A 24,547-nucleotide genomic window follows, 5' to 3' on the forward strand; every position below is an offset into this window, starting at 1 on the left:
GTCAATAATTTTTTTGTATAATAATCCATGAGAAATACCTCCTTGTTTAATTGTGGTGATTTAATCATACAGGTATTTCTCTTTTTTTGTCCACTTTTATATACAAAATCGTGTTGGTGGATTATTCCCACCAACACGATTTATTATAGAGCCATTTTTTTAAGAGATTCATGTTCATTCTTTTTTCTTATGAATATGGAAGCGGCGGGAGTCGAACCCGCGTCCAAACATATTGCCACAATCAATTCTACAATTATAGTTTATCTATTTATATTTCACTTCTTTTTAGCCAATAAACAGGCATTAAAAGTTGCTAATCTGATAAATCTCTTTTACGCACTCCAGATGTAAGTTTGTAACGTATCCCATTCATTTAAGACCTGTCACTTACTCATGGGAGAAGTAAGGCAGATCTTCGCTCACTGTTTTTTACGCAGCGAAAGCGAAAGAATTATTTTGTGTTTTGTCAGTTATATTTAAACTGTGATGTTTTAACGTAGCCATCGCCTACGAATTGCCTTAACTGTTCAAACTATGCCTGTCGAATCCGTAACGCCCCCAAGTTATATAAATTCATTATATAGGAAAGTCATTAAAAGTCAAAGTAAAAAGCTACCGTCTTTTTCAGATGAAAAATAAATGCGACTCTAATAAATGGTATTTATCATTTTGAAAATATAATGATATGTATTATGAACGATTATTTTTTGGTATCATATAAAAATGTGTGTATTAAAGAAAGATTTATCGCCTAATATAATAAATTTAGTATTGTTTTATCAACCAAACTATAATTGTTGTATAGTGTTGGAAGTTAGGAAATAAAGAAAAGTCTAACATTTAATCACTTTGTATCAACGTTGGAGTGAAAAATATTAGTTATTTTTATGGTATACTCAGAAAAAATCATAAACTTATAGATTATATATAGCTTTTTGTTTTGTGTAAATTTTAACATAATTAATTTGAATAAAACTATCTACAAGACAATGTAGGGTATTGAAATTTTATTTATTATTAAAACAGTATTTCATATTTTTATAAAATAAAAACGCTTGCGAAAAGTAGGATTTTGATGTATGATTTAATTAAATAAAGGCAAAAAAGCTTTTTTTAATACATAATGTGAAAGTAATCACATAGAAAGAAGGAAATTATGAAAGTTTTTGCAAGTCCATCTCGTTATATTCAAGGAAAGGATGTTTTATTTACAAGCTTAGATCATATTAAAGCATTAGGAACAAAACCACTCGTACTTTGTGATGATGTTGTATATGATATTGTAGGAAAAAAATATTTAACTGCATTATCAGAAAATGAGTTCAGTGCAACTCGAGTAGCATTTAATGGTGAAGCATCAGATAATGAAGTGAATCGTGTTGTAGCAGTAGGGAAAGCAGAAGGAAACGATGTTGTCATTGGTCTTGGTGGTGGTAAAACATTAGATAGTGCCAAAGCGATTGCTGATTTAATGGGAGTACCAGTAGTTATTGCACCAACAATTGCTTCAACAGATGCTCCATGTTCTGCTTTATCTGTTATTTATACAGATGAAGGTGCATTTGATAAATATATTTTCTATTCTAAAAACCCAGAACTAGTCGTTGTGGATACAAAAGTTATTAGTCAAGCACCAACACGTTTATTAGCCTCAGGTATTGCTGATGGATTGGCAACATGGGTAGAAGCTCGTGCTGTTTTACAAAAAAATGGTGAAACAATGGCAGGAGGTTATCAAACACTTGCAGGTATTGCAATTGCACAAACATGTGAACGTACATTGTTTGCTAAAGGATTAGAAGCAATGGCAAGTAATAAAGCAAAAGTTGTGACAAAAGCATTAGAAGAAGTAGTTGAAGCTAACACATTGTTAAGTGGTCTTGGTTTTGAAAGTGCTGGTTTGGCAGCTGCACACGCTATTCATAATGGATTCACAGCTTTAACAGGAGATATCCATCATTTAACACATGGTGAAAAAGTTGCGTATGGTACATTAACACAACTTGTATTAGAAAATGCTCCAAAAGAAGAATTAGATAAATACATTCATTTCTATCAATCACTTGGATTACCAACAACATTAAAAGAATTACATCTTGAAAATGCAAGTTATGAAGACTTATTAAAAGTTGGACAACAAGCAACTATTGAAGGGGAAACGATTCATCAAATGCCATTCAAAGTAACGGCAGAAGATGTAACGGCTGCTATTTTAGCTGTTGATGCTTACGTGACAAATTTAGCGAAATAAATGTGTTAATGCAAGAGCGATAAGGTTGGCTTATCGCTCTTTTTTTGGGTTCTTCTTCAAATCGTATTGGTCCAATACGATTTGAAGAAGAACCTTTTTATTGGCTAAAATAGACAATAATTCCATATTGTAAACGGATATGATAAGATACGTATAGACAGATTGATTTAAGAAAGGAATGTCATCATGAAAATTGAAGTATTTGATAAATTAGTGAATGAAACTGATGATTTTGATACTCGACAAGAAGTACAACGTGTTGAGTTAATTCTTGAAGGCTTAGGTAGTTTAGATAGTTTTGAAACAGCTTATGTGGTTTATGGAAAAGATGTATTTCCTGAAAAAGTTGAAACATTGATAAATGAACAAACAAATAACATTTTACCTCTAACATATATTGATGATGTGTTAGTGAAACAATCAGCACATTTAACAAATGAAGAATTTATAACACATAGTGGCATTGAATTTAGTATCGAAGAAGAGCATGAACATGATTGTAATGGAGGATGTTGTTGTGGACATCACCACTAATTTTAAAACGCCTTTATATGTGTTTGAAGATAAAATGATGATTTCTGAACAACTATACCAACCATTTGCTTGGGGAGATGTTTTTTTACGTGAAGTAAATCGTAACATTAACCAAACAATTTTACACATTTGGCCAATGCAAGATACTGTTATTTTAGGTATGCTAGATAGACGCTTGCCATATTGTGACAAAGGCATTAAACATATTCGCACGCATGGCTATCGTGCTGTTGTACGAAATGTGGGAGGATTAGCTGTTGTTGCGGATGAAGGGATTTTGAATTTTTCATTTGTGATACCAAAATTAAAATATGACAAATTCTCTATTCAAGATGGTTATTTATTTATGACAACATTTATTCAGGAATTATTAAAACCATATAAAGCATCTGTGGAGTATCGTTTAATTGAACATTCTTATTGTCCTGGAGATTTTGATTTAAGTATAAATGGGAAAAAATTCGCAGGTATTGCACAAAGACGATTTAAAGAGGGTGTGTCTATTTCTGTTTATTTAAGCGTGTGTGGTAATCAACAAAAAAGAGGAGAACTTATTAGAGATTTTTACGTTTCAGGTTTGCAAGACGAAGAAACGACCTTTAAATTTCCAGAGGTTCACCCAGAGGTTATGGCAAATTTATCCGATTTATTGGACGTATCATTGACCGTCAATGATTTAAAAATGGCGATGATCGATTTATTAGTATCTAAAAATGTTGATTTAAAAACTTTTCAAATAACAGATACTCTAAGAAAAGAATACCACTCTTTTTATGAAAAAATGATTGAAAGAAATAAAAAAGTATAAGACCTATTTGAAATGATTTCGATAGGTCTTTTTATATACTATTTAAAATTTGTGCCATTTCTTGAGGTGTTTCATTTGCACCCGTTTTTATCCAATAAAGGATAATTGCCTCCATGCTGGAGAAAAAAACCTCTTTAGCATATAGGAACGGAAGACTTTTATATTGTGAAATTTTTTGATGTAAAACAGGTGCTACTTTTAATAATTCTTCTAGGAATTTTCGGATTTCTATTGCTAAATGGACGCTTTGGTTCATAGATAATGCATAAATGAAATCAAAATTTTTCTTTAAATAAGTTAAAGCCTCGATAATAATATCAATTGTATGTTCATTTGGATTATCAATAAGAATAATATTAAATAGATTAGAGGTCAATTCTTGTTTTAATTGTTCTAATAAATCGTATTTATCAAGATAATGCAAATAAAATGTGCCACGGTTGATACGTGCTTCTCGTGTTATCATGCTGATAGTAATAGTTTCAAAATCATGTTTTAATAGTAATGTTGTAAAGACTTTTTTTATAAGGGTTTTTGTTTCTGTGTGACGTTGTTGCATTGTATCTCCTTTATATGAACACTTTGAAATGGATTGTTTATTGCTTTTTAGATATGCTGATTATATACTGAAGGTAGTATTAAATCAACATGTTGTTTATTTAACAGAAAGAGGATATAAATGTCTTATATTGAAATGAAGCATAGCTATAAACGCTATCAAGTCGGAGAAACAGAAATTATTGCAAATCGTGATGTGACGTTTTCTATTGAAAAAGGCGAACTTGTGATTATACTAGGTGCATCGGGTGCAGGTAAATCAACAGTATTAAATATTTTAGGTGGAATGGATACGAACGATGAGGGAGAAATTATTATCGACGGTATTCATATAGAACGATATTCAAAAAAAGAATTAACGACATATAGACGAGAAGATGTTGGTTTTGTTTTTCAATTTTATAACTTAGTAGGAAATTTAACAGCAAAAGAAAATGTTGAATTGGCATCTGAAATTGTTAAAGATGCTTTAGACGCACAAATGGTATTAAAGGATGTTGGTTTAGAAAACCGTATCCATAACTTTCCTGCTCAATTATCTGGTGGAGAGCAGCAACGTGTAGCAATCGCTAGAGCAGTTGCTAAAAACCCTAAAATTTTATTATGTGATGAACCAACTGGAGCATTAGATTATCAAACCGGAAAACATATTTTGCAGATTTTACAAAACATGGCACGAGAAAAAGGAACGACAGTTATTATTGTGACACACAATAGTGCATTAGCCCCTATTGCAGATCGAGTGATTTATATGCATGATGCGAGTGTGAAGAATATTGTAGTGAATGAGAAACCTAAAGATATTCAAGAATTGGAGTATTAAAAGGTATGAAAAGAAAAATATTTTGGAAAGATATTCGGCAATCGTTTTCTAAATCAAAAGGGCGCTTTTTGTCGATCATTTCGTTAATGGCATTAGGTTCTTTTGCTTTAGTAGGTTTAAAAGTGACAGCACCAGATATGCAAGTAACCGGGCAACACTATTTTAAAACACATCAAACGGCAGATATAAGTGTGTTAAGTGACTATGGTTTAGATAAGGACGACCAAGATTTATTAGAAACACTTTTTCAACAAGCGTTCATTGAATATGGTTATTTTAGTGATGTATTATTAAAAGATACGACTCAAACGTATCGCTTGCTGTCAAAACCAAAAAATATTTCACAATACGAGCTGGTTGAAGGGCGCTTGCCTGAAAAAGAAGATGAAATTGCTGTGTTTGATATGCAAAAAGATAAAGTGGCACTATCGGATACATTGACTTTTGAAGCAAGAGAACAAGATAAATTAAACAATCATACATTTAAAGTGGTCGGGTATATACGGTCAACGGATATATTATCTAAAGTTGATTTAGGTGTGACAACTGTTGGAACAGGAGAGTTATCTGCTTATGGTATTGTGACAGAAAAAGTATTTGACAGTTCGGTTTATATGATTGCGCGTTTATCTTACCACGATTTAGTAGGTGCCAATCCGTACCAAGAAATGTATTTACAAAAGGTACACGCATACAAAGAAACAGTGCAAACATTGTTGAAGCAACAACCTAAAAAGAGATTGGATAGTATCGTATCTAAGACACAAGAAATAATCGATGAAAAAGAAAGTGACTTAAAGAATGCTAAACAAACGTTAACAGATGCACATTCACAATTAGAAGATGCCAAAGAACGTATTGATGAGGGGAAAGAAAAGCTTGAACAAGCCAAAGAAACATTACAACAAAGGAAAATTCAACTAGATAATGCACGTGAAGAGCTTGCCATTGCTCAATTTCAACTTGATGAAACTTATCAAATGCTACAAGAAAAAGAAGTAGCACTTCAAAAAGCGATTGCTATTTTACCAAAAGAACAATGGGAACAACAAGCTGTACAATTAGAAACTGGAAAACAATCTTATGAACAAGGACAAGCCCAGTTAAATGAACAAATAGAGCAATACACAAACGGTGTATCAGAGTATGAGCAAGGACTAAAAACTCTTCAAGAAAAAGAAAGAGATTTATCGATAAATGAAGAATCACTTACAAATAAACGGCAAGAGTATTTTGTACAAAAACAAAAAGCGGATGTTGATATAAGTGATGGAGAACAAAAATTAGCAGATGCTAAAGAAAAATTGAGCGTATTAGAAGAACCTGTTTATCATGTGTATACTAGACGAGAAACACCGTGGTCAGCCGGATATCGTTCGTATGAAAGTAATGCAAATGTGATTGATGCTGTTGGAAATATCTTTCCCATTGTTTTGTATTTTGTAGCTGCATTAGTAACATTTACGACAATGACACGTTTTGTTGATGAAGAACGTTTGATTATAGGGACGTTTAAAGCATTGGGTTATACCGATAAAGATATTTATAAAAAATTTATAATATACGGCTTTACAGCAAGTATGATTGGTACACTAATTGGTGTTTTACTAGGGCATATTGTTCTTCCGAATGTTATTTATGATACGTATAGTCATAGTGTAAGTATCCCCAAAATTGAACTATATATTTATCCGGAATATATTTTCTTGTCATGCCTGTTAGCTTTCATTAGTGCTGTTTTACCTGCGTATTTAGTTGTTAAAAAAGAATTAAATGCTAAACCGGCACAATTATTGTTGCCAAAACCTCCTGTCGTATCGGGGGCAAAAATTTTATTGGAGTATGTAACACCTATTTGGTCACGTATGAGTTTTACACAAAAAGTAACAGCTCGTAATATTTTCCGATATAAAAAACGTATGTTGATGACTATTTTTGGTGTATCTGGTTCGATAGCACTTTTATATACGGGATTAGGTATTCGTTCATCCATTGAAGAATTGAGTACAAAACAGTTTGGTGATATTGTGATATACGATATGATTGTGGCACAAAAAAATCATATGACATCACAAGAAAAAATAGATTTATCTCATGCATTGTCATCTTCTGATGTGTCATCTTTTTTACCGACATATTCTCAAACATTGATAAAAGTTGCAGGAGTAAAAAAAGATGAACAACAAATAACAATGATTGCTGTTGATAATGAACAAAAAACAGCTTTTCAAGAGTATATAAAACTTCAAAATCGGCAAACACAAAAATCGATTGATTTAACAGATAGAGGTATTGTTTTATCGGAAAGATTGGCAATGTTACTAAATGTTAAGATTGGTGATACAGTTGTATTTCTTGATGAAAACAAAAATGAATGGAGCATGAAGATTTCAGGCATTACGGAAATGTATATGGGGCATTTTGCGTTTATTACGAAACACTATTATGAAGAAGTGTTCAATAAGCCATTCAAAATAAATGCGTATTTAGTGAAATCCATGGTTCATACAGACGAAAACATTCAAAAGAAAGCAACTGATTTTATGATGTTGAGTGGTGTCAAAGCTGTGGCACAAAATACAACGTATAAAAATCTCATTCAAACAGTTGTGACATCATTGAATAAAGTCATGTCGGTCTTGATTATATCGTCTGTGCTATTAGCTATTGTTATTTTATATAATTTAACTAATATCAATGTTGCTGAACGTATTCGAGAATTGTCAACGATTAAAGTATTAGGTTTTTATGATAAAGAAGTAACTTTATATATCTATAAAGAAACGATGTATTTATCTATTATTGGTGTTTTTGTTGGATTTGGATTAGGACATCTTTTGCATCAATATATTATTGGCATGGTACCACCAGATAATATTATGTTTAATCCAAATGTGGCAATGTATGTTTATATACTTCCTACTATTTTGCTGATACTACTACTCATTGGTTTAGGATATATTGTTCATCGTTATTTAAAAAAAGTAGATATGCTAGAAGCTTTAAAATCAGTTGAATAAATAATAAAAGAGGTGTTTTAGACGAACATCTCTTTTATCTTGTTGTAAAGTGGTATATACTATGTAAAGAGTAAAGAAAAAGGAGATGTAACATGAATAAATTTGCGATTATTTTAGCCGCAGGAAAAGGGACACGTATGAAGTCCTCGTTATATAAAGTTTTACATCATGTATGTGGAAAAGCAATGGTGGAGCATGTTGTTTCTCAAGTTGAAAAATCAGGCGTTAAAGAAATTGTAACGATTGTAGGCCATGGTGCTAATGATGTGAAAGATTTGATGAAAGATCGTTGTGTTTATGCGTTGCAAGAGGAACAATTAGGAACAGGCCATGCTGTAAAACAAGCGAAATCATTTTTAGGTGATAAAGATGGTATCACGATTGTGCTATGTGGCGATACACCACTTATTCAAGCAGAAACGATTGAAAAAGCAATGGCATATCATTTAGAAAAACAAGCGAAAGCAACCATTTTAACTGCAATTGCAGATGATCCAACTGGATATGGACGTGTCATTCGTGATGGAAATGGGCATGTTTTAAAAAATGTTGAGCATAAAGATGCAACAGAAGAAGAACGTTTGATTAAAGAAATTAATACAGGCACATATGTGTTTGATAATCGTGCTTTGTTTGAAGCGTTAGAATATGTTAATAATGATAATGCACAAGGAGAATATTATTTACCAGATGTGCTTGAAATTTTGAAAAACAATCAAGAAATCGTGACAGCTTATCAAATGGATTCTTTAGAAGAAAGTTTAGGTGTCAATGATAGAGTTGCTTTACAACAAGCGAATGTACTAATGCGGAAACGTATCAATGAACAACACATGAGAAATGGTGTAACACTAATTGATGCTAATGCGACATATATTGATAGTGATGTACAAATTGGCTCAGATACGATTATTGAACCAAATGTTTACTTAAAAGGAAAAACGGTGATTGGACAAAATTGTTTCATTGGTATGAATTCTGAATTAGTTGATATGACACTTGAAAATCATATCACGGTAAAATCTTCTTGTTTAGAAAAATCTTATATCCATTCTTTCTCAGATATTGGTCCAATGGCACATATTCGTCCGAATACAATTTTACATGAGCGTGTCCATGTTGGAAACTTTGTTGAAGTAAAAAATACAACGATTGGTAATGATACAAAAATGGGTCATTTAACGTATGTTGGAGATGCAACATTAGGTGAACGTATCAACGTTGGTTGTGGTACGGTTGTTGTGAATTATGATGGAAAAAATAAACATCATTCAACGATTGGTCACGATAGTTTTATAGGATGTAACGCTAATATCATTTCTCCGGTAACGATAGGAGATGGTGCGTTTATAGCTGCGGGTTCAACGATTACAAAAGATGTTCCTGATAATGCTCTTGCGATTGCTAGAGGAAAACAAGAAAATAAAAAAGATTATGCGACTAAACTTCCTTATGCGAAAAAAGATTAAAAAAAGTATGGTTTTTACTGGAAAAACGGTACCAATAGGAGTATTATAAGGGTAGTGTTAAAAAATAATTGTTATAATCGGAGGAATTCATAATGGTACATTATTCTGATCCAAAGTTGAAGATTTTTTCTCTAAGTTCAAATAGACCTTTAGCCGAAAAAATTGCTGAATCTGTTGGAGTAGAATTAGGGAAATTAACGGTCTCACATTTTAGCGATGGAGAGATTAAAGTCAATATTGAAGAAAGTATACGTGGCTGTCACGTTTATGTTGTACAGTCAACATCACATCCAGTCAATGATAATTTAATGGAATTATTGATTATGATTGATGCATTAAAACGTGCGAGTGCGAAAACAATCAATGTGATTATGCCATATTATGGTTATGCAAGACAAGACAGAAAAGCAAAACCGAGAGAACCAATCACATCAAAATTAGTAGCCAATATGATAACTCAAGCAGGAGCAGATCGCTTATTAACAGTTGATTTGCATGCTGCACAAATCCAAGGATTTTTTGATATTCCGGTAGACCATTTGTTAGGTGCTCCGTTACTGGCAAATTATTTCTTGGAAAAAGATTTAGATTTAGAAGAAGTTGTCGTGGTATCACCAGATCATGGTGGTGTAACACGTGCAAGAAAATTAGCTGAATTCTTAAAAGCACCGATTGCGATTATTGATAAACGTCGTCCGAAAGACAATGTTGCCGAAATTATGAACATTATTGGGAATGTTGAAGGGAAAACATGTATTTTGATTGACGATATGATTGATACAGCTGGAACTATTTCTCTAGCAGCGAATGCATTAAAAGAAGTAGGACATGCAACAGACGTTTATGTATGTTGTACGCATGCTGTGTTATCTGGCCCAGCAATTGAACGTTTAAATAACTCTATTATTAAAGAAGTTGTTGTGACGGATACGATTGATTTACCAGAAGAAAAACAAGGCGGAAAAATTGTGACGGTATCTGTTTCTGAATTGATGGCAGAAGCAATTACACGTATTCATGAAAATAGACCAGTCAGTCCACTATTCATTGAAAAATTTTCAAAACATAAATAATGAGTTCAAAGATGTGAAACAACGTTGAGTTGTTTCACGTCTTTTTTTGTTATATCTATATTTTTGCTTGAGTATAGAAAAATAGACGGATTTATGGTAAAGTATAAAGTGAGTTTTACTGTCTAAAAGAGCTCTATAAAGGAGAAGTGTATGACACCTGAACAGTTTATATTATTACTTGAAAAACAGGGTATTCATTTAACAAAAGAACAAGAAAAACAATATGATACGTATTATCGTATGCTTGTGGAATGGAATGAAAAGATGAATTTAACGGCTATTACAGACCAAGCCGATGTGTACTTGAAACATTTTTATGACTGCTTAACATTAGCCATTCATACAGATTTATTAAATGAACCCATTCGTGTTTGTGATGTTGGTGCAGGTGCAGGTTTTCCAAGTATACCATTAAAAATTGCACTACCACATTTGCATATAACCATTGTTGATTCATTAAATAAACGTATTACCTTTTTGAATGAGTTAGTTCGTGTATTAGCATTAAAAGACGTTGTTTGTTATCATGATAGAGCAGAACAATTTGGTCAAAATAAAGTATATCGTGAAACATTTGATATTGTAACCGCACGAGCTGTGGCAAGATTGAACTTATTAACAGAATTTTGTTTGCCCTTAGTGAAAAAAGGTGGCTATTTTGTGTCGATGAAAGCTGCTAGTACACAAGAAGAAAAAGAAGAAAGTCAAAAAGCAATCACATTATTAGGTGGACAATTAGTAGATGATATTTCTTTTGAATTACCGCAAGATGCGGGAAGTCGGCATATTATTATTGTGAAAAAGACAAAAGAAACACCAAATAAATATCCAAGAAAAGCTGGTATACCGGCTAAAAGTCCAATTAGATAGGAGGATAGTATGGGAAAAGTTATTGCAGTTTCAAACCAAAAAGGTGGCGTTGGTAAAACGACAACAGCTATCAATTTAGGTGCGTCCTTAGCTTATTTAGGAAAAAAAGTATTGTTAATTGATAGTGATGCACAAGGAAATGCGACCAGCGGTCTAGGTATCAATAAAGCTGATGTTGAACATAAAGACATATATAGTGTTTTAGTCGATGACTTAAACATCAAAGAAGCTATTTTTGAATCTAGTCGTGAAAATTTATGGGTTGTACCAGCCACTATCAATTTAGCAGGTGCTGAATTAGAATTGTATGCTGTAGAAAGACGAGAACAATTATTAAAAAGAGCTATTCAACCGATTATTGATGAATACGATTATATTTTAATTGATTGCCCCCCTGCTTTAGGAGCATTGACGTTAAATGCTTTTACAGCAAGTGACTCTGTCTTAATTCCTGTACAATGCGAGTATTATGCGTTAGAAGGATTAGGACAATTATGGAATACAATTCGATTGGTGCATCAAAATTTCAATAAAGAATTAAAAATTGAAGGAGTACTTTTAACGATGTTAGATGCACGCACAAATTTAGGTGCAGAAGTAGTTGAAGAAGTACGTAAATATTTTAAAGAAAAAGTGTATGATACGATTATTGTGCGAAGTGTACGCTTATCAGAAGCACCAAGCTATGGACAAGCTATTATTGATTACGACAAACGTTCAAAAGGTGCCAAGCTATATTTAGACTTAGCAAAGGAAGTGTTAGATAATGGCAACTAAAAAAGAGAAACAAACAAAAGGTTTGGGAAAAGGTATTGGTGCTTTATTTTCTAGTCCAATGGAAGATTTTGAGACGATTGATTTAGATAATGAACAAGTCGAAGAAATTTTGTTGAGTGATATTCGTCCAAATCCTTATCAGCCAAGAAAAACATTTGATGAGCAGGCTTTAAATGAATTAGCAGAGTCTATTAAACAAACTGGCGTTTTTCAACCCGTTATTTTAAGAAAGTCAAGTATTAAGGGATATGAGATTGTTGCTGGAGAAAGACGTGTACGTGCGTCTAAATTAGCAGGGAAAGAAAGTATACCTGCGATTGTTAGACAACTTGATGAACCATTGATGATTGAAATTGCTGTGGTTGAAAATTTACAACGCGAAGATTTAAATCCACTAGAAGAAGCTCAAGCGTATCATACATTAATGACAAAATTGTCATTAACACAAGCGCAAGTAGCAGAACGTCTAGGAAAAAGTAGACCGTATGTAGCTAATTACATTCGTTTGTTAGGATTACCTCAAATTGTTAAAGTGATGTTAGAAAATCAAGAGTTGACAATGGGTCAAGCAAGAACACTATTAACCCTTGAAAAAGAGGAAGATATTGTAGCATTAGCCAAAAAGACAATTAAAGAAGGTTTGACTGTTCGTCAATTAGAGGAGATCGTACAAAAAATGTTAGTACCTCAACCTCATACAAAAACGAAAAAACAACGTGAAAGCAGACCGTATTATGTGGTTGAAAGTGAAGAGCGGCTAACGGATAAGTTTGGTACATCTGTACATATTATTGAAAAAGGTAATAAAGGTAAGATTGAAATCGAATATTTATCTAAAGATGATTTAACACGTATTTTAGATATATTAAATATTCAATTTGATTAGGAGAGTATTATATATAAAATAGTGGCATTATCAAATGAAGAAAGTGATATACTTGATGAATTGTTGCAAATATATGATGAACAATATATAACATACAAAAAAATAGGTGACATTCAAATTGGTATGAAACAAGATGATAAATTGATTGCAGGTTTATCGGCAACTTTGACAACATGCCGCATTTATATACCTCGAAAGTTTTTGTTGATGAAGCGTATAGACGTCAAGGATTAGGAAGAATGTTGATGCAAGAAATGGAAACTCGTGCAAAAAAATTAGGTGTCAATATTATTCGACTAGATACATTTAATTGGTAAGGTAGAGATTTCTATTTAGCACTAGATTACGAAGAAGTTGGTTTTTATGAGCAAATAGATGATGCGTACTCAGAGCATTTTTTTGTGAAACGACTATAACAAAAAAGAAAGGTAAAATCTATGGCAGTACAACAAAAGGTTTATGGCTTACATGATATTGTTGAAATGAAAAAGCCGCATGCATGCCAAACGAATCGTTGGGAAATTATTCGTATGGGCATGGATATTCGGATAAAATGTGAACATTGTGGGCATCTTGTGTTAATGCCACGCAATGATTTTAATAAAAAAATAAAAAAAGTATTGGTGAAAGTTGCACCGATACATACACAAACAGTGGAAAAATAAAGGAGAAAAAGAAATGGCTTTAACAGCAGGCATTGTTGGTTTACCAAATGTTGGTAAATCAACACTATTTAATGCAATTACAAAGGCAGGAGTAGAGGCGGCAAACTACCCGTTTGCAACCATTGATCCAAATGTGGGTGTGGTTGAAGTACCTGATTTACGTTTACAAAAATTAACAGAACTTGTTAAACCTAAAAAAACAGTACCGACAACCTTTGAGTTTACAGATATTGCTGGTATTGTACGTGGTGCAAGTAAAGGTGAAGGTTTAGGCAATAAATTTTTAAGTCATATTCGACAAGTAGATGCGATTTGTCATGTGGTGCGTTGTTTTGAAGATGAAAATATTACACACGTTGACGGAAAAGTAGATCCATTAGCAGATATTGAAACCATTAACTTAGAGCTTGTTTTAGCCGATTTAGAAAGTGTAGATAAACGTTTAGCGCGTGTGGCCAAACTAGCAAAATCAAAAGATAAGGATGCCATGATTGAAGCGGATATTTTAACACGTTTAAAATCTGCGTTGGAAGAAGGGAAATCAGCAAGAACAGTTGAATTTGCTGATGAAGAGTTACCGATTGTGAAAGGTTTATTCTTATTGACAACAAAGCCTGTTTTATATGTAGCAAATATTTCAGAAGATGATTTATCTAATGGTGGTACAAATGACTATGTTAAACATGTTGAAGCATTCGCAGAAAGTGAACATGCAGAAGTCGTTGTCGTATGTGCTAGAATTGAAGAAGAAGTTGCAGAATTAGAAGATGATGAAAAAATAGAATATTTAAAAGATTTCGGTATTGAAACGTCAGGATTAGATATTTTAATTCAAAAAGCCTACACATTATTGGGATTAGGCACTTATTTTACAGCAGGAGAACAAGAAGTACGTGCATGGACATTTAAACGTGGTATGAAAGCTCCTCAATGTGCTGGTATTATTCACTCTGATTTTGAGCGAGGTTTTATTCGTGCAGAAACGGTAGCGTATGATGATTTATTACATTATGGAAATATGCAAACAGCAAAAGAAGCTGGACGTGTTCGTTTAGAAGGAAAAGAGTATGTTGTTCAAGACGGGGATATTATGTTATTTAGATTTAATGTATAATCATTATATGAAATAACTGTATGGTCGTATTGTGCTAGGATAATATAAAAAGTAGAAGAAATAAAAAATAAAAAACTTTCTATGGATGGTATTTTAGAACAGTCAAAGAAAGATGATATGCAAACAGATATAAATGGAGGCGAGTAGTAATGGTAGCCAAAAAGAAAGAAGTTATTGAACACATTGATTATGCTAAAGAGAATGTAGTATTGGCGGGACAGTTAACAAAAAGAAATGAACAATACATTCATGATTTAGATAAAGCATTGTCTTTAGCGAATGTATCAGAATTAGACAGACAGCGTTTAGCCTATACAATGATGCAAGAACTTATTCAAAATCAAAAAACAGGTAAAACGGCAAGACAGTTGTATGGAACAGTTGCTGAACAGACAAAACGTATTTTAGAAGGGCCGAAAGAAGATGAAACAAAACCGTCTCCTGACTGGAAATTATTTTTAGACGGTGGACTACTTATGGGGTCATTCTTTATGATTATGACAGGAATTTCTGCTAATAGTCAGTCGTTAGGGATTGTGTCTATGTTGCTTAATTATGTGATTATGGGATTGGCGATGTTAGTATTAACGAAAGCATCTCCTAAGTATCAAGAAATGATGAAAGCATCGACGCATAAATGGGTTGCATTGTTTAAATATTTGATGATTACAATTTTAACGATGTTAATTTGTGTGTCGGGTATTTTTGTCACAAGTTTTATTCCAGCAGTCATCAACCCTGTTTTAGATAAATCTATTTATTTAATCATTGGAGTTATCACATTAGGTGCAAAATTCTATTTGAAGAAAAAATTAAATATTCGTGGTGGACTATTTTAACGAAAAAGTATGCTTGTAAGAATTTCTTACAAGCATACTCATTTAAAAGAGAGATAAGGAGGCATGTATGGAAACTTTTAAGCAATACCATTTTCCAGAATTTATAGAAAAAGCTTTGGAAAAATTAGGGTTTAAAACCCCAACACATATTCAAAAAGAAATTATTCCATTAGTACAACAAGGAAAAAATGTTATTGGACAATCACAAACAGGCTCAGGGAAAAGTCATAGTTTTTTATTACCACTCATTGCTAGTGTGGATGTAAGTAAACCTGATGTACAAGTAGTGATTACCTCTCCAAGTAGAGAGTTGGCTAATCAGTTGTTTAATGTTGCCAAACAGTTAGTTGAAGAAACGGATATTACAATTTCCAATTTTGTTGGTGGTACGGATAAACAACGCCAAGTGGCAAAATTAAATGCTAGTCAACCACATATTGTGATTGGAACACCTGGTCGGATTTTAGATTTAATGAAAGAGCAAGCGTTAAAAGTATATAAAGCGAAAACACTTGTAATTGATGAAGCAGATATGACATTAGATTTAGGTTTCTTACCAGAAGTTGATGAGATTGCTTCTCAATTCCCTAAAGAATTACAAATGCTTGTGTTTTCAGCAACTATTCCACAGAAATTAAAACCGTTTTTAAAGAAATATATGGAAAATCCAGTTGAAGTTAATCTTCAACCAGAAACAATAGTGGCGTCTACTATTCATAATCAGCTTTTGTCGACTAAAGGACAAAATGAATTAGATATTTTATACCAAATTTTAAATATTGGGCAACCTTATTTAGTCATGGTATTTGTGAATACAAAGCAAAAGGCAGAAAAAGTAACGACCACTTTGAGAGAGCGTGGATTAAAAGTAGCCATGATACATGGCGATGTTCCTGCTCGTGAAAGAAAACGATTGATGAAACAAATTCAGCAATTAGATTATCAATATATTGTCGCAACAGATTTAGCAGCAAGAGGTATTGATATTGAAGGTGTTTCACATGTTATCAATATGGATATACCTAAAGATTTAGATTTCTTTATTCATCGTGTGGGACGTACGGGGCGAAATGGATTATCTGGAACAGCCATTACATTTTATGCTCCAGATCAAGATCAGGCAGTACAACAATTAGAAAAACGTGGTGTTCAATTTACACCAGTAGTGTTGAAAGATAACGAGTTAGTTGAAACTTTTGATAGAAATAGACGTGAAAAAAGAGAAAAAATTGTTGAAAAAGAGCATGATACCGTTATTGCAGGTATGGTAAAAAAAGCCAAGCAAAATGTAAAACCTGGTTATAAACGAAAATTAAAAACACAAATTGAAAAACGTGAACGACAAAAACGTAGACAACAAAAAAGAAAATAAAGAGAAAAGTCGGTGTATAGAAAATATACGCCGACTTCTCTTTACAAAATATCTTTTAAAATACGGTGTTGTTGAAAAATAATGTAAGCCGTAGCTAATGCAATACCTATGGAGATATAAATACCAAATAATTCTAATGCAGTCATTATCATATAAGGTAAAGCAGATAAAAATAAACAAACTCTCCATAAATAATCACGTCTTATTTTACGTCTGGTTGTTAAAAAAAACATATTTGACGTTAAACTAAAAACAATATTGTTAACGAGTACCGTCAGTAAAGACGTAAGAATCATTAAAAATGGTACTAGAAGATACAATAAGTATAGACTATTATTAAAACCGTTGATTAGTTGGGTTAACCTATCTTTTGAAAAATCATTTGAAATAGTCATGTTTGAAACATTCATACCGACTGTATAAATACTTAATGTTTTATCATTTAAAATAAGAACCATTGTATTTTTAGAAATAATTGTTTCGATGGTGCTTTTAGAAATACTGTTTTGACTATCATATAAAAAATACACATTATCGGTTTGAATAGCTTGGCTCTTTTTACTTGTTTCATCAATGGCTTGATGATTTTTTAAGTAAAAGTCGGGTAATTGTGACGAAATTTTTGTTAAGTCATTTCTTAGTTGTGTTGTTGTATAAATATTTCTCGCCATACTTGGTAAAGAAATCAATACTGCTAAAAATAGTGTGAGTTGCACAATCATTTTTCTAGGGAGTAATGTTACTTGTAAAAGTAATTTTGGATTTTGAAATGATAAGAGTAGTACTTTTAACACATCAGACCTCCTTCTTTTTTTAACTTCTTTACTATACTTTATTTAGTATGTAATTTCAAATATTTCACTAATGAAATAAGAAAATAATGAGTTGTTGTCTTGCACCAAATACTATTTGATGTTATCATGATAATTGAGTTTTAATGGTCAAAAAATGCTTAAGGTGGGTACAATATGGTTATGATACCTGAAGAAAAGATACTATATATTAAACAGCATACCAATATTGTGGATATTATTGATCAATATGTTTCTTTGAAAAAAAGTGGTAAAAATCATTTTGGTTTTTGTCCATTTCATGAAGAACGTACACCGTCTTTTTCTGTATCCGAAGAAAAGCAAATTTATAAATGTTTTAGCTGTGGTAGAGCAGGAAATGTTTTTTCATTTTTTATGGAAAAGGAAGGAATTACATTTCCAGAAGCTGTTAAGAAAGTAGCTGATTTGAATCATTTACCATTAGAATTACCTGAGGACGTTATAGAGAAAAGTCCAAAAACGAAGCAAATAGATACCTTAAAAGAGATACATCATTTGGCTGCTGATTTTTATCATCATGTACTCGTACATACGAAAGAGGGCGAAGAAGCACTTTCTTATTTATACCAAAGAGGTATTACAGATGAAACCATTCGTACCTTTCAATTAGGTGTTGCACCACATTCAAGAGATCTTTTAACAAAGTTATTGATACAAAAAGGTTATACGAAAGAACTAATGGAACAATCCGGTTTATTTTCCATTTATCAAGAAAGTTTTTTAGATAGATTTTTTGATAGAATAATGGTGCCATTGCGTAACGATAAAGGTGAATGCGTAGCGTTTTCTGGTCGTATTTATTTAGATACGTCCGAACAGGATGATAAAAAAGCACCTAAATATTTAAATAGTCCTGAAACATTGATTTTTCAAAAAAGCGCGTTCTTATTTAATTTAGATTTAGCTAAAGCAAATATACGTAAACAAACAGAGTTTATGCTTTGTGAAGGGTATATGGATGTCATTGCGACGTGGCAAGCGGGTATCACAAATAGTGTAGCATCAATGGGTACGAGTTTGACAGTGGAACAAATCAACATGTTGCAACGATTAGCAAATAAGGTACTAATTGCTTATGACGGTGATCATGCAGGGTTAAATGCAACGGATAGGGCCATTCAACTATTTAGAGAGCATGGTAAATTTGACATTTATGTTTTACCTATGTTGGACGGCATGGATCCAGATGAACTTATTCGTTCAAAAGGGAACCAATACTTTTTAAATTATATTGCTCATGATCAAGAAACAGCTTTTCATTTTTATAAGCGGTTTTACCGAATGCAATATACATTGGATACACAACGTAGCCAAATTGATTACTTAGATGATTTATTAAAACAAGTATTATTTGAAACAAGTTTAACCACACGTGCTATGTACATTCAAGATTTAGCAGATGAATTTCATTTGCCGATGAATGCGTTAAATCAACAATTAGCTGTATTTGAAAAGAAAGAGCGTCAAAAAAATAAAAACAAAGAGCGGTATTATCAAAAAGATGTGTCTATCTTAGATATTTCATTGTTACAACCTAGTCAAACAATTTTAAAAGCTAGAGATAAGGCACAACGACAGTTGCTCTATCGCTTGTTTACAAGTCAAGAGGCTTTTCAAACGGTACAAACTTTACAAGATATTCCATTTTTAGATAATGTCTATCAAAACGTTTATTTGTACTATGTTGACTATAGAAAAACACATCATTTTGATGACAATATTTATGACTTTTTAGATTATGTACCGAGTAGTGAATTAAAAAATACTGTCGCAAGTATACTAACCGATGATTTTCAAGAAACCGTATCTTCAGAGGAAATGCAAGATTTATTAGAGGTTTTGCGAATTGAACAGTTAAAAGATGAGAGAGCGGTCTTAGTTGCTCAGGTGAGCGAAGCTGCAAAATCAGTAAATAAAGATGAAGTCACTCGTTTACTGGAAATGATACAAGTATTGGATAAAAAAATAAATAAAAGGTGGAGAGTGTAATATGGCAGAAAACAAAATAACACAAACAAAGGAAGAAGCTATTGCGTTACTACTTTCAGAAAGAAAAGTGTTTGGAACAGTCACTTATGAAGAGTTAGCCGACCGTATTGCCATTCCTTATGAATTAAACGCTGATGATGTGGATACGCTTATTCAACGTTTTGAAGATAATGCTGTAAGTGTTGTTGATGAAACAGGAAATCCAACTGCTAGACAGTTAGAAAAAGAAGAAGATGAAGTCGTACATTTATTAGAAGATAGTATTCAAGATGATGATTTAGATTCAAGTATTAAAATCAATGATCCAGTCAGAATGTATTTAAAAGAAATTGGTCGTGTGCCATTGCTAACAGCTGATGAAGAAATTGATTTAGCTTTACGTATTGAACAAGGTGATCATGAAGCAAAACAACTTTTAGCAGAGGCAAACTTAAGATTAGTTGTGTCTATTGCGAAACGCTATGTTGGACGTGGTATGCAGTTTTTAGACTTGATTCAAGAAGGTAATATGGGCTTGATGAAAGCCGTTGAAAAATTTGATCATACAAAAGGATTTAAATTTTCTACATATGCAACATGGTGGATTAGACAAGCTATTACACGTGCGATTGCCGATCAAGCTAGAACAATTCGTATTCCAGTACACATGGTTGAAACAATCAATAAATTAGTGCGTATTCAAAGACAACTAGTTCAAGAATTAGGGCGTGAACCATCTCCAGAAGAAATTGGAGCCAAAATGGATTTACCTGCGGATAAAGTAAGAGATATTTTAAAAATTGCACAAGAACCGGTATCATTAGAAACACCTATTGGTGAAGAAGAAGATTCACATTTAGGAGATTTCATTGAAGATGATGGTGCAACAAGTCCAGCAGAGCATACAGCCTATGCTTTATTAAGAGAACAGCTTGAAGAAGTATTAGACACATTAACGGATAGAGAAGAAAACGTACTACGCTTACGTTTTGGATTAGATGACGGTAATGTGCGTACACTAGAGCAAGTTGGGAAAGTATTCGGTGTAACACGTGAACGTATTCGTCAAATTGAAGCAAAAGCATTGCGTAAATTACGCCATCCAAGTCGCTCAAAACAATTAAAAGACTTTTTAGAATAAAATTTCTTCGTCAAATCGTGTTGGTGGATGACATCCTACCAACACGATTTTTTAAATAAAAAGGATTCTCGTTAAATTAAGGTAGTTTGGAGACATGTTTATATTGGTTTATTCAAATAGAGCAATAGAATTTGTATGGTTCAAGTATTATTCTCAGTAGAAAAGTCAATATATAATAGAGGTAAACTAATGCTTACAAATGTTAGTTTACCTCTTTAGTATAGTACTGTAAATTTTTTGATAATTTTATTATTTATAATGGTACGTGATAAAAGACAATAAATGCTAATAAATCAAAAACATAGTGAATCATAAAACTTACCCATATACTATTAGATTTTTTCCAAAAAATATTTAATAGTAGTCTAACTGGAAAAATAGTCAACAAAAGATAAAAATATTGATTATGAAATACTGGTAAATGCCACATCGCGAAAAGAAAAGAAACAATCGTTGTACTCATATAAAAAGGTAGTTTTAAACCAGAAAAAGCAATGAGTAAATTAGTGCTTAAACATTCTTCTCCTATTAGCATAAAAGGAAGTGCATATAAAAGAACTTGCCAAGACAGTTGTGATGAGAAACGATTGATAGGTGGAGTACCAATATATTGACTATATAAATAATGCCCTATATATGCAACAAGAGTTACAAGAAGAATACCACATAGTGTTGATACGATAGAAAATTGTTTAAACTGAGATAAAAAAGCATGCCATGATAATAGTAGACCGATAAGTATGCATAATGTCATGTTCCAAAGAATACTTATATAAGGTTGATAAGGTGTAAAAATAGAAAAAGTATGTAATTGAAGATATGTAAATCCAATTATACAGGTGGATAGCAAAAGTAAAAGATGACGTATTGTTTTCATAATATCTACTCCTATATTATTATAAAAGAAGGTATAGAAGAAGCTACACTCCAAAGATGCAGAGTGTAGCTTTTATATATTAGTTACTAGTACTTCTAAATGTGTAGCGGCTTAAAAAGTCTCTCCAATTTTCTAATGATGTTGATGAATCGGTAGATTCTTCGTCCTGATGTTTTTCTTTTTCAGCCTTTTCACGTTCTTCTTTTTCTTTCTTCTCTTTTTCTTCTTTTTCTTTTTCCTCTTTCTCTTTGTCTCCGTTAATGAGTTTGTTCCAAAAATCTGTTAAATCTTTATCACTTGCCCCCGGTGAGAAATAATAAGAAATAGGGAATGGCGGTCTTGATTTTGAGAATAGATCGACAACTTTTTCTCCTGAAACAGGATGTTGGGAACCATCCGGTGCAGCAATACTTCCCTCTAATGTTCCTGTTGAAGCTAATACAGCTTGTTGTGTAATAGACGGTGGAGCAGGGCTAAATCGTTGTGATGTATCAAAGTATTCAGGTTTTGCCGCTCTCATTGCATTTGCAATATCTGCCCATACTTGTTGTGTTCTCACAGACACATTTCCGTATGCATTATCGATTGGAAAGACGTGTTTGACACCATGATTATTGTCCCAACCAGCCCATTGACCGATAGTAATTTGTGGTGTGCTAATAATAGCCCACATATCTAAGTAGAAATCAGATGTTCCTGTTTTCCCATAAGCTTCTGGGAAAGAGAAATTTAGATATTGTTTAAAGTATTGTGTCGTACCTCCATTGATAGAGTCAGTTAACATACTTCTCATTAAATAAGCTGTATCTTCAGTAAATACTCTATTTTTAGTAGATTGGTGTTCGTAAACGACATTACCTTCTCTGTCTTCAATGCGTTCAATCATATATGCTGGTACATATTCACCGTTATTAGCAAATGTTGTAAAGGCACTTGTTTGTTCTAAAACAGTTGGTCCAGTTGAAAATCCTCCAACAGATGCCGCTTCATTTGCATATTCATTTGCAGGAATAGCTGTAATTCCCATGGCATTCATATATGTATTTGTTTGAATACCTCTTGCAAGCATCGAACCATATAAATGAATAGTTGGATTATTTAGAGATTGTTTCAATGCTTGACGTGCAGAAATAAATTGATTAGATACGCTACCGCTAGCATTTAAAGGGGTCCAGTAAGTACCGTCTTGTTGTAATCTAGAAATTTGCGTATCAGCTAACATCGTTGCTGGATAAATTAAATTATTTTCAATCGCTGGTGCATAAACCAATAAAGGCTTAATTGTAGAACCAGGAGAACGTCTTGTAGCAAATGCGTGGTCAATTTGGGATGTGTTAAAATCTGTTCCCCCGATAAATCCTAAAATTTTACCTGTTTTATTTTCAATAGCAACAGAACCGAGTTGAGGTGGTTCATTTACTGTTGTCGTTTCATTTGTTTCAGGATTTGTGTATGGTGTTTCATAAGTTGGTCCTAATTTTACAGCACTATTTGAAATAGCTGTTTGCATAGCGTTATAAATGTCTTTGTCAATCGTTGAATAGATTTTATAGCCAGATGAAGCTAAAGTATCGGCTGCTCTAAAATAATACTCATTGTATAAGTCAACAGAACTGCTGATTGTTTCCCATGATCTGCCTTCTTTTTCGACTTGCTGTTGCATTAAGATTTCAATGGCTTCTTTATGAATACGTTGATATAAATACGTTTGAGCAGGACGTTGTTTATTTGTTCGTTCGATAAAATCTTGTGAAATATCATAGTTATATGCTTCTTGATAGTCTTGTTCAGAAATGTAACCTTGACGTTTCATAGCATCTAGGACGATTTTCATTTTTTGAATACCGTAAGAAAAATCTTCTTTTTTTGTTCCTGCATTTGTATATGGCGTATAGACATAAGGAGATTGAGGTAAACCGACTAAAAAAGCAGCTTGTGCTAATGTTAAATCTTTGGCAGATTTTCCAAATATACCTTCAGCAGCAGTTTCAATACCGGCAATATTTTGACCGTCACTATTTCTACCAAATGGCGATACATTTAAGTATGCTGTTAAAATTTCGTCTTTTGAAAAATATTTTTCGACACGCATTGCCAATAAAATTTCTTTTGCTTTTCGTGTAAATGTTAATTCATTTGTTAATAATTGCTGTTTAACTAGTTGTTGTGTCAGTGTAGAGCCTCCTGTTTGGCTACTTGCTCCAGACACTTCTTGTAAAGTCGCACGTAAAACGGCTTTAGGTACGATACCATTATGTTCATAAAAATAACTGTCTTCAGTTGCAATAATACCTTTTTTTACGTAATCAGAAATATCTTCTGAAGAAACGATTTTTCGTGTTAAATCGGACTGTACTTCAGAAATCAATTCGCCGTTTTGATAGTATAAGCTAGAAGCTTGATTTAATTGACCTAAACTTGTTTTTAAAGATGTTTCTGAAGGAATATCCGTATGTGAAATAATATTGGCAAAATAACCTAAACCAATCCCTAGTCCACATACACCGAGTAAGACAAGGCCTAGCGTACCAATTAAGATTAGTCTTTGAATGACAGTATAACTAATATTAAAAATAGATTTTCCAGTTTGACTAAATGGACTATTAAAAAATCGTTTGATACGATTAAACAAATTATTTTCGTTCATAAAATACCTCACTTTGCTGACA

At 32.7% G+C, this 24,547-nt stretch carries 21 protein-coding genes and 1 other RNA gene; 17 read left to right on the top strand and 5 right to left on the bottom strand.

From position 1 onward, the window contains the following. Positions 1–193 precede the first annotated feature (193 nt). Positions 194–560: a transfer-messenger RNA gene (ssrA, locus tag GMA06_RS03580) on the bottom strand. 596 nt (positions 561–1,156) lie between these two features. Between ssrA and GMA06_RS03585 the strand changes: the two genes are divergently transcribed. The 3 genes from GMA06_RS03585 to GMA06_RS03595 all read left to right on the top strand — a co-directional run bounded on the left by GMA06_RS03585 (position 1,157) and on the right by GMA06_RS03595 (position 3,593). Beyond that, a complete protein-coding gene (locus tag GMA06_RS03585) occupies positions 1,157–2,251 on the top strand; it encodes a glycerol dehydrogenase (RefSeq protein ID WP_163545914.1) in 1,095 nt (364 codons plus the stop codon). Positions 2,252–2,437: 186 nt separating this feature from the next. Further along, positions 2,438–2,785, top strand: coding sequence for an arsenic metallochaperone ArsD family protein (locus GMA06_RS03590; protein ID WP_163545915.1), 348 nt, complete (start codon positions 2,438–2,440; stop codon positions 2,783–2,785). Continuing rightward, positions 2,745–3,593 (top strand): lipoate--protein ligase family protein, encoded by an 849-nt coding sequence (locus GMA06_RS03595; protein WP_163561729.1) that lies wholly within the window; start codon positions 2,745–2,747, stop codon positions 3,591–3,593. Before GMA06_RS03590 ends, GMA06_RS03595 begins: the two co-directional genes overlap by 41 nt. Before the next feature lie 31 nt (positions 3,594–3,624). Here GMA06_RS03595 and GMA06_RS03600 read toward each other — a convergent pair whose 3' ends face one another. Next, positions 3,625–4,152, bottom strand: a complete 528-nt coding sequence (locus tag GMA06_RS03600) for a TetR/AcrR family transcriptional regulator C-terminal domain-containing protein (protein ID WP_163561730.1) — start codon at positions 4,150–4,152, stop codon at positions 3,625–3,627. Positions 4,153–4,272: 120 nt separating this feature from the next. Between GMA06_RS03600 and GMA06_RS03605 the strand changes: the two genes are divergently transcribed. From GMA06_RS03605 to GMA06_RS03660, 12 genes are all read left to right on the top strand, one after another. Then, positions 4,273–4,974 carry an ABC transporter ATP-binding protein gene (locus GMA06_RS03605; RefSeq protein ID WP_163545918.1) on the top strand — a complete coding sequence of 234 codons (702 nt, stop codon included), beginning with the start codon at positions 4,273–4,275 and terminating at the stop codon, positions 4,972–4,974. 5 nt (positions 4,975–4,979) lie between these two features. After that, complete coding sequence (locus GMA06_RS03610; RefSeq protein ID WP_163561731.1) at positions 4,980–7,994, top strand: ABC transporter permease; 3,015 nt, start codon at positions 4,980–4,982, stop codon at positions 7,992–7,994. Positions 7,995–8,086: 92 nt separating this feature from the next. After that, on the top strand, positions 8,087–9,463 hold the full coding sequence (gene glmU / locus GMA06_RS03615; RefSeq protein WP_163561732.1) for a bifunctional UDP-N-acetylglucosamine diphosphorylase/glucosamine-1-phosphate N-acetyltransferase GlmU: 1,377 nt from the start codon (positions 8,087–8,089) through the stop codon (positions 9,461–9,463). 89 nt (positions 9,464–9,552) lie between these two features. Further along, positions 9,553–10,536, top strand: a complete 984-nt coding sequence (locus tag GMA06_RS03620; RefSeq protein WP_345940869.1) for a ribose-phosphate diphosphokinase — start codon at positions 9,553–9,555, stop codon at positions 10,534–10,536. Between the two features lie 150 nt (positions 10,537–10,686). Further along, the gene (gene rsmG / locus GMA06_RS03625) at positions 10,687–11,406 is read left to right on the top strand and encodes a 16S rRNA (guanine(527)-N(7))-methyltransferase RsmG (protein ID WP_163561733.1); all 720 of its coding nucleotides are present in this window, start codon (positions 10,687–10,689) and stop codon (positions 11,404–11,406) included. A gap of 9 nt (positions 11,407–11,415) precedes the next feature. Continuing rightward, a complete protein-coding gene (locus GMA06_RS03630) occupies positions 11,416–12,183 on the top strand; it encodes an AAA family ATPase (protein WP_163545923.1) in 768 nt (255 codons plus the stop codon). Continuing rightward, positions 12,173–13,069: a ParB/RepB/Spo0J family partition protein gene (locus GMA06_RS03635; RefSeq protein ID WP_163561734.1), complete on the top strand. Its 897-nt coding sequence runs from the start codon at positions 12,173–12,175 to the stop codon at positions 13,067–13,069. The genes GMA06_RS03630 and GMA06_RS03635 overlap by 11 nt, the downstream gene beginning before the upstream one ends. Before the next feature lie 173 nt (positions 13,070–13,242). After that, positions 13,243–13,386: a GNAT family N-acetyltransferase gene (locus GMA06_RS08480; RefSeq protein ID WP_240328830.1), complete on the top strand. Its 144-nt coding sequence runs from the start codon at positions 13,243–13,245 to the stop codon at positions 13,384–13,386. Between the two features lie 120 nt (positions 13,387–13,506). Continuing rightward, positions 13,507–13,734 (top strand): DUF951 domain-containing protein, encoded by a 228-nt coding sequence (locus GMA06_RS03645; RefSeq protein WP_163545925.1) that lies wholly within the window; start codon positions 13,507–13,509, stop codon positions 13,732–13,734. Between the two features lie 13 nt (positions 13,735–13,747). Further along, positions 13,748–14,848, top strand: a complete 1,101-nt coding sequence (gene ychF / locus GMA06_RS03650; RefSeq protein WP_163561735.1) for a redox-regulated ATPase YchF — start codon at positions 13,748–13,750, stop codon at positions 14,846–14,848. 149 nt (positions 14,849–14,997) lie between these two features. Beyond that, complete coding sequence (locus GMA06_RS03655; protein WP_163545927.1) at positions 14,998–15,687, top strand: DUF1129 family protein; 690 nt, start codon at positions 14,998–15,000, stop codon at positions 15,685–15,687. Positions 15,688–15,754: 67 nt separating this feature from the next. Next, positions 15,755–17,059 carry a DEAD/DEAH box helicase gene (locus tag GMA06_RS03660; protein ID WP_163545928.1) on the top strand — a complete coding sequence of 435 codons (1,305 nt, stop codon included), beginning with the start codon at positions 15,755–15,757 and terminating at the stop codon, positions 17,057–17,059. A gap of 41 nt (positions 17,060–17,100) precedes the next feature. Here the strand turns inward: GMA06_RS03660 and GMA06_RS03665 are convergent, their stop codons facing one another. Further along, positions 17,101–17,853: a DUF1189 family protein gene (locus GMA06_RS03665; protein ID WP_163561736.1), complete on the bottom strand. Its 753-nt coding sequence runs from the start codon at positions 17,851–17,853 to the stop codon at positions 17,101–17,103. 174 nt (positions 17,854–18,027) lie between these two features. On the opposite strand from GMA06_RS03665, the gene dnaG reads away from it, so the two are divergent. Together dnaG and rpoD are read left to right on the top strand one after the other, a co-directional pair. After that, a complete protein-coding gene (dnaG, locus tag GMA06_RS03670; protein ID WP_163561737.1) occupies positions 18,028–19,881 on the top strand; it encodes a DNA primase in 1,854 nt (617 codons plus the stop codon). Position 19,882: 1 nt separating this feature from the next. Continuing rightward, a complete protein-coding gene (rpoD, locus tag GMA06_RS03675; protein WP_163545931.1) occupies positions 19,883–21,001 on the top strand; it encodes an RNA polymerase sigma factor RpoD in 1,119 nt (372 codons plus the stop codon). 253 nt (positions 21,002–21,254) lie between these two features. On the opposite strand, the gene GMA06_RS03680 is transcribed toward rpoD, so the two are convergent. Continuing rightward, entirely contained in the window at positions 21,255–21,878 is a 624-nt protein-coding gene (locus GMA06_RS03680) for a CPBP family glutamic-type intramembrane protease (RefSeq protein WP_163545932.1), read from the bottom strand. A 79-nt stretch (positions 21,879–21,957) separates the two neighbouring features. Continuing rightward, complete coding sequence (locus GMA06_RS03685) at positions 21,958–24,525, bottom strand: transglycosylase domain-containing protein (RefSeq protein WP_163545933.1); 2,568 nt, start codon at positions 24,523–24,525, stop codon at positions 21,958–21,960. Positions 24,526–24,547 lie beyond the last annotated feature (22 nt).

Source organism: Granulicatella sp. zg-84 (genome assembly GCF_010892375.1).
Taxonomy (GTDB): domain Bacteria; phylum Bacillota; class Bacilli; order Lactobacillales; family Aerococcaceae; genus WM01.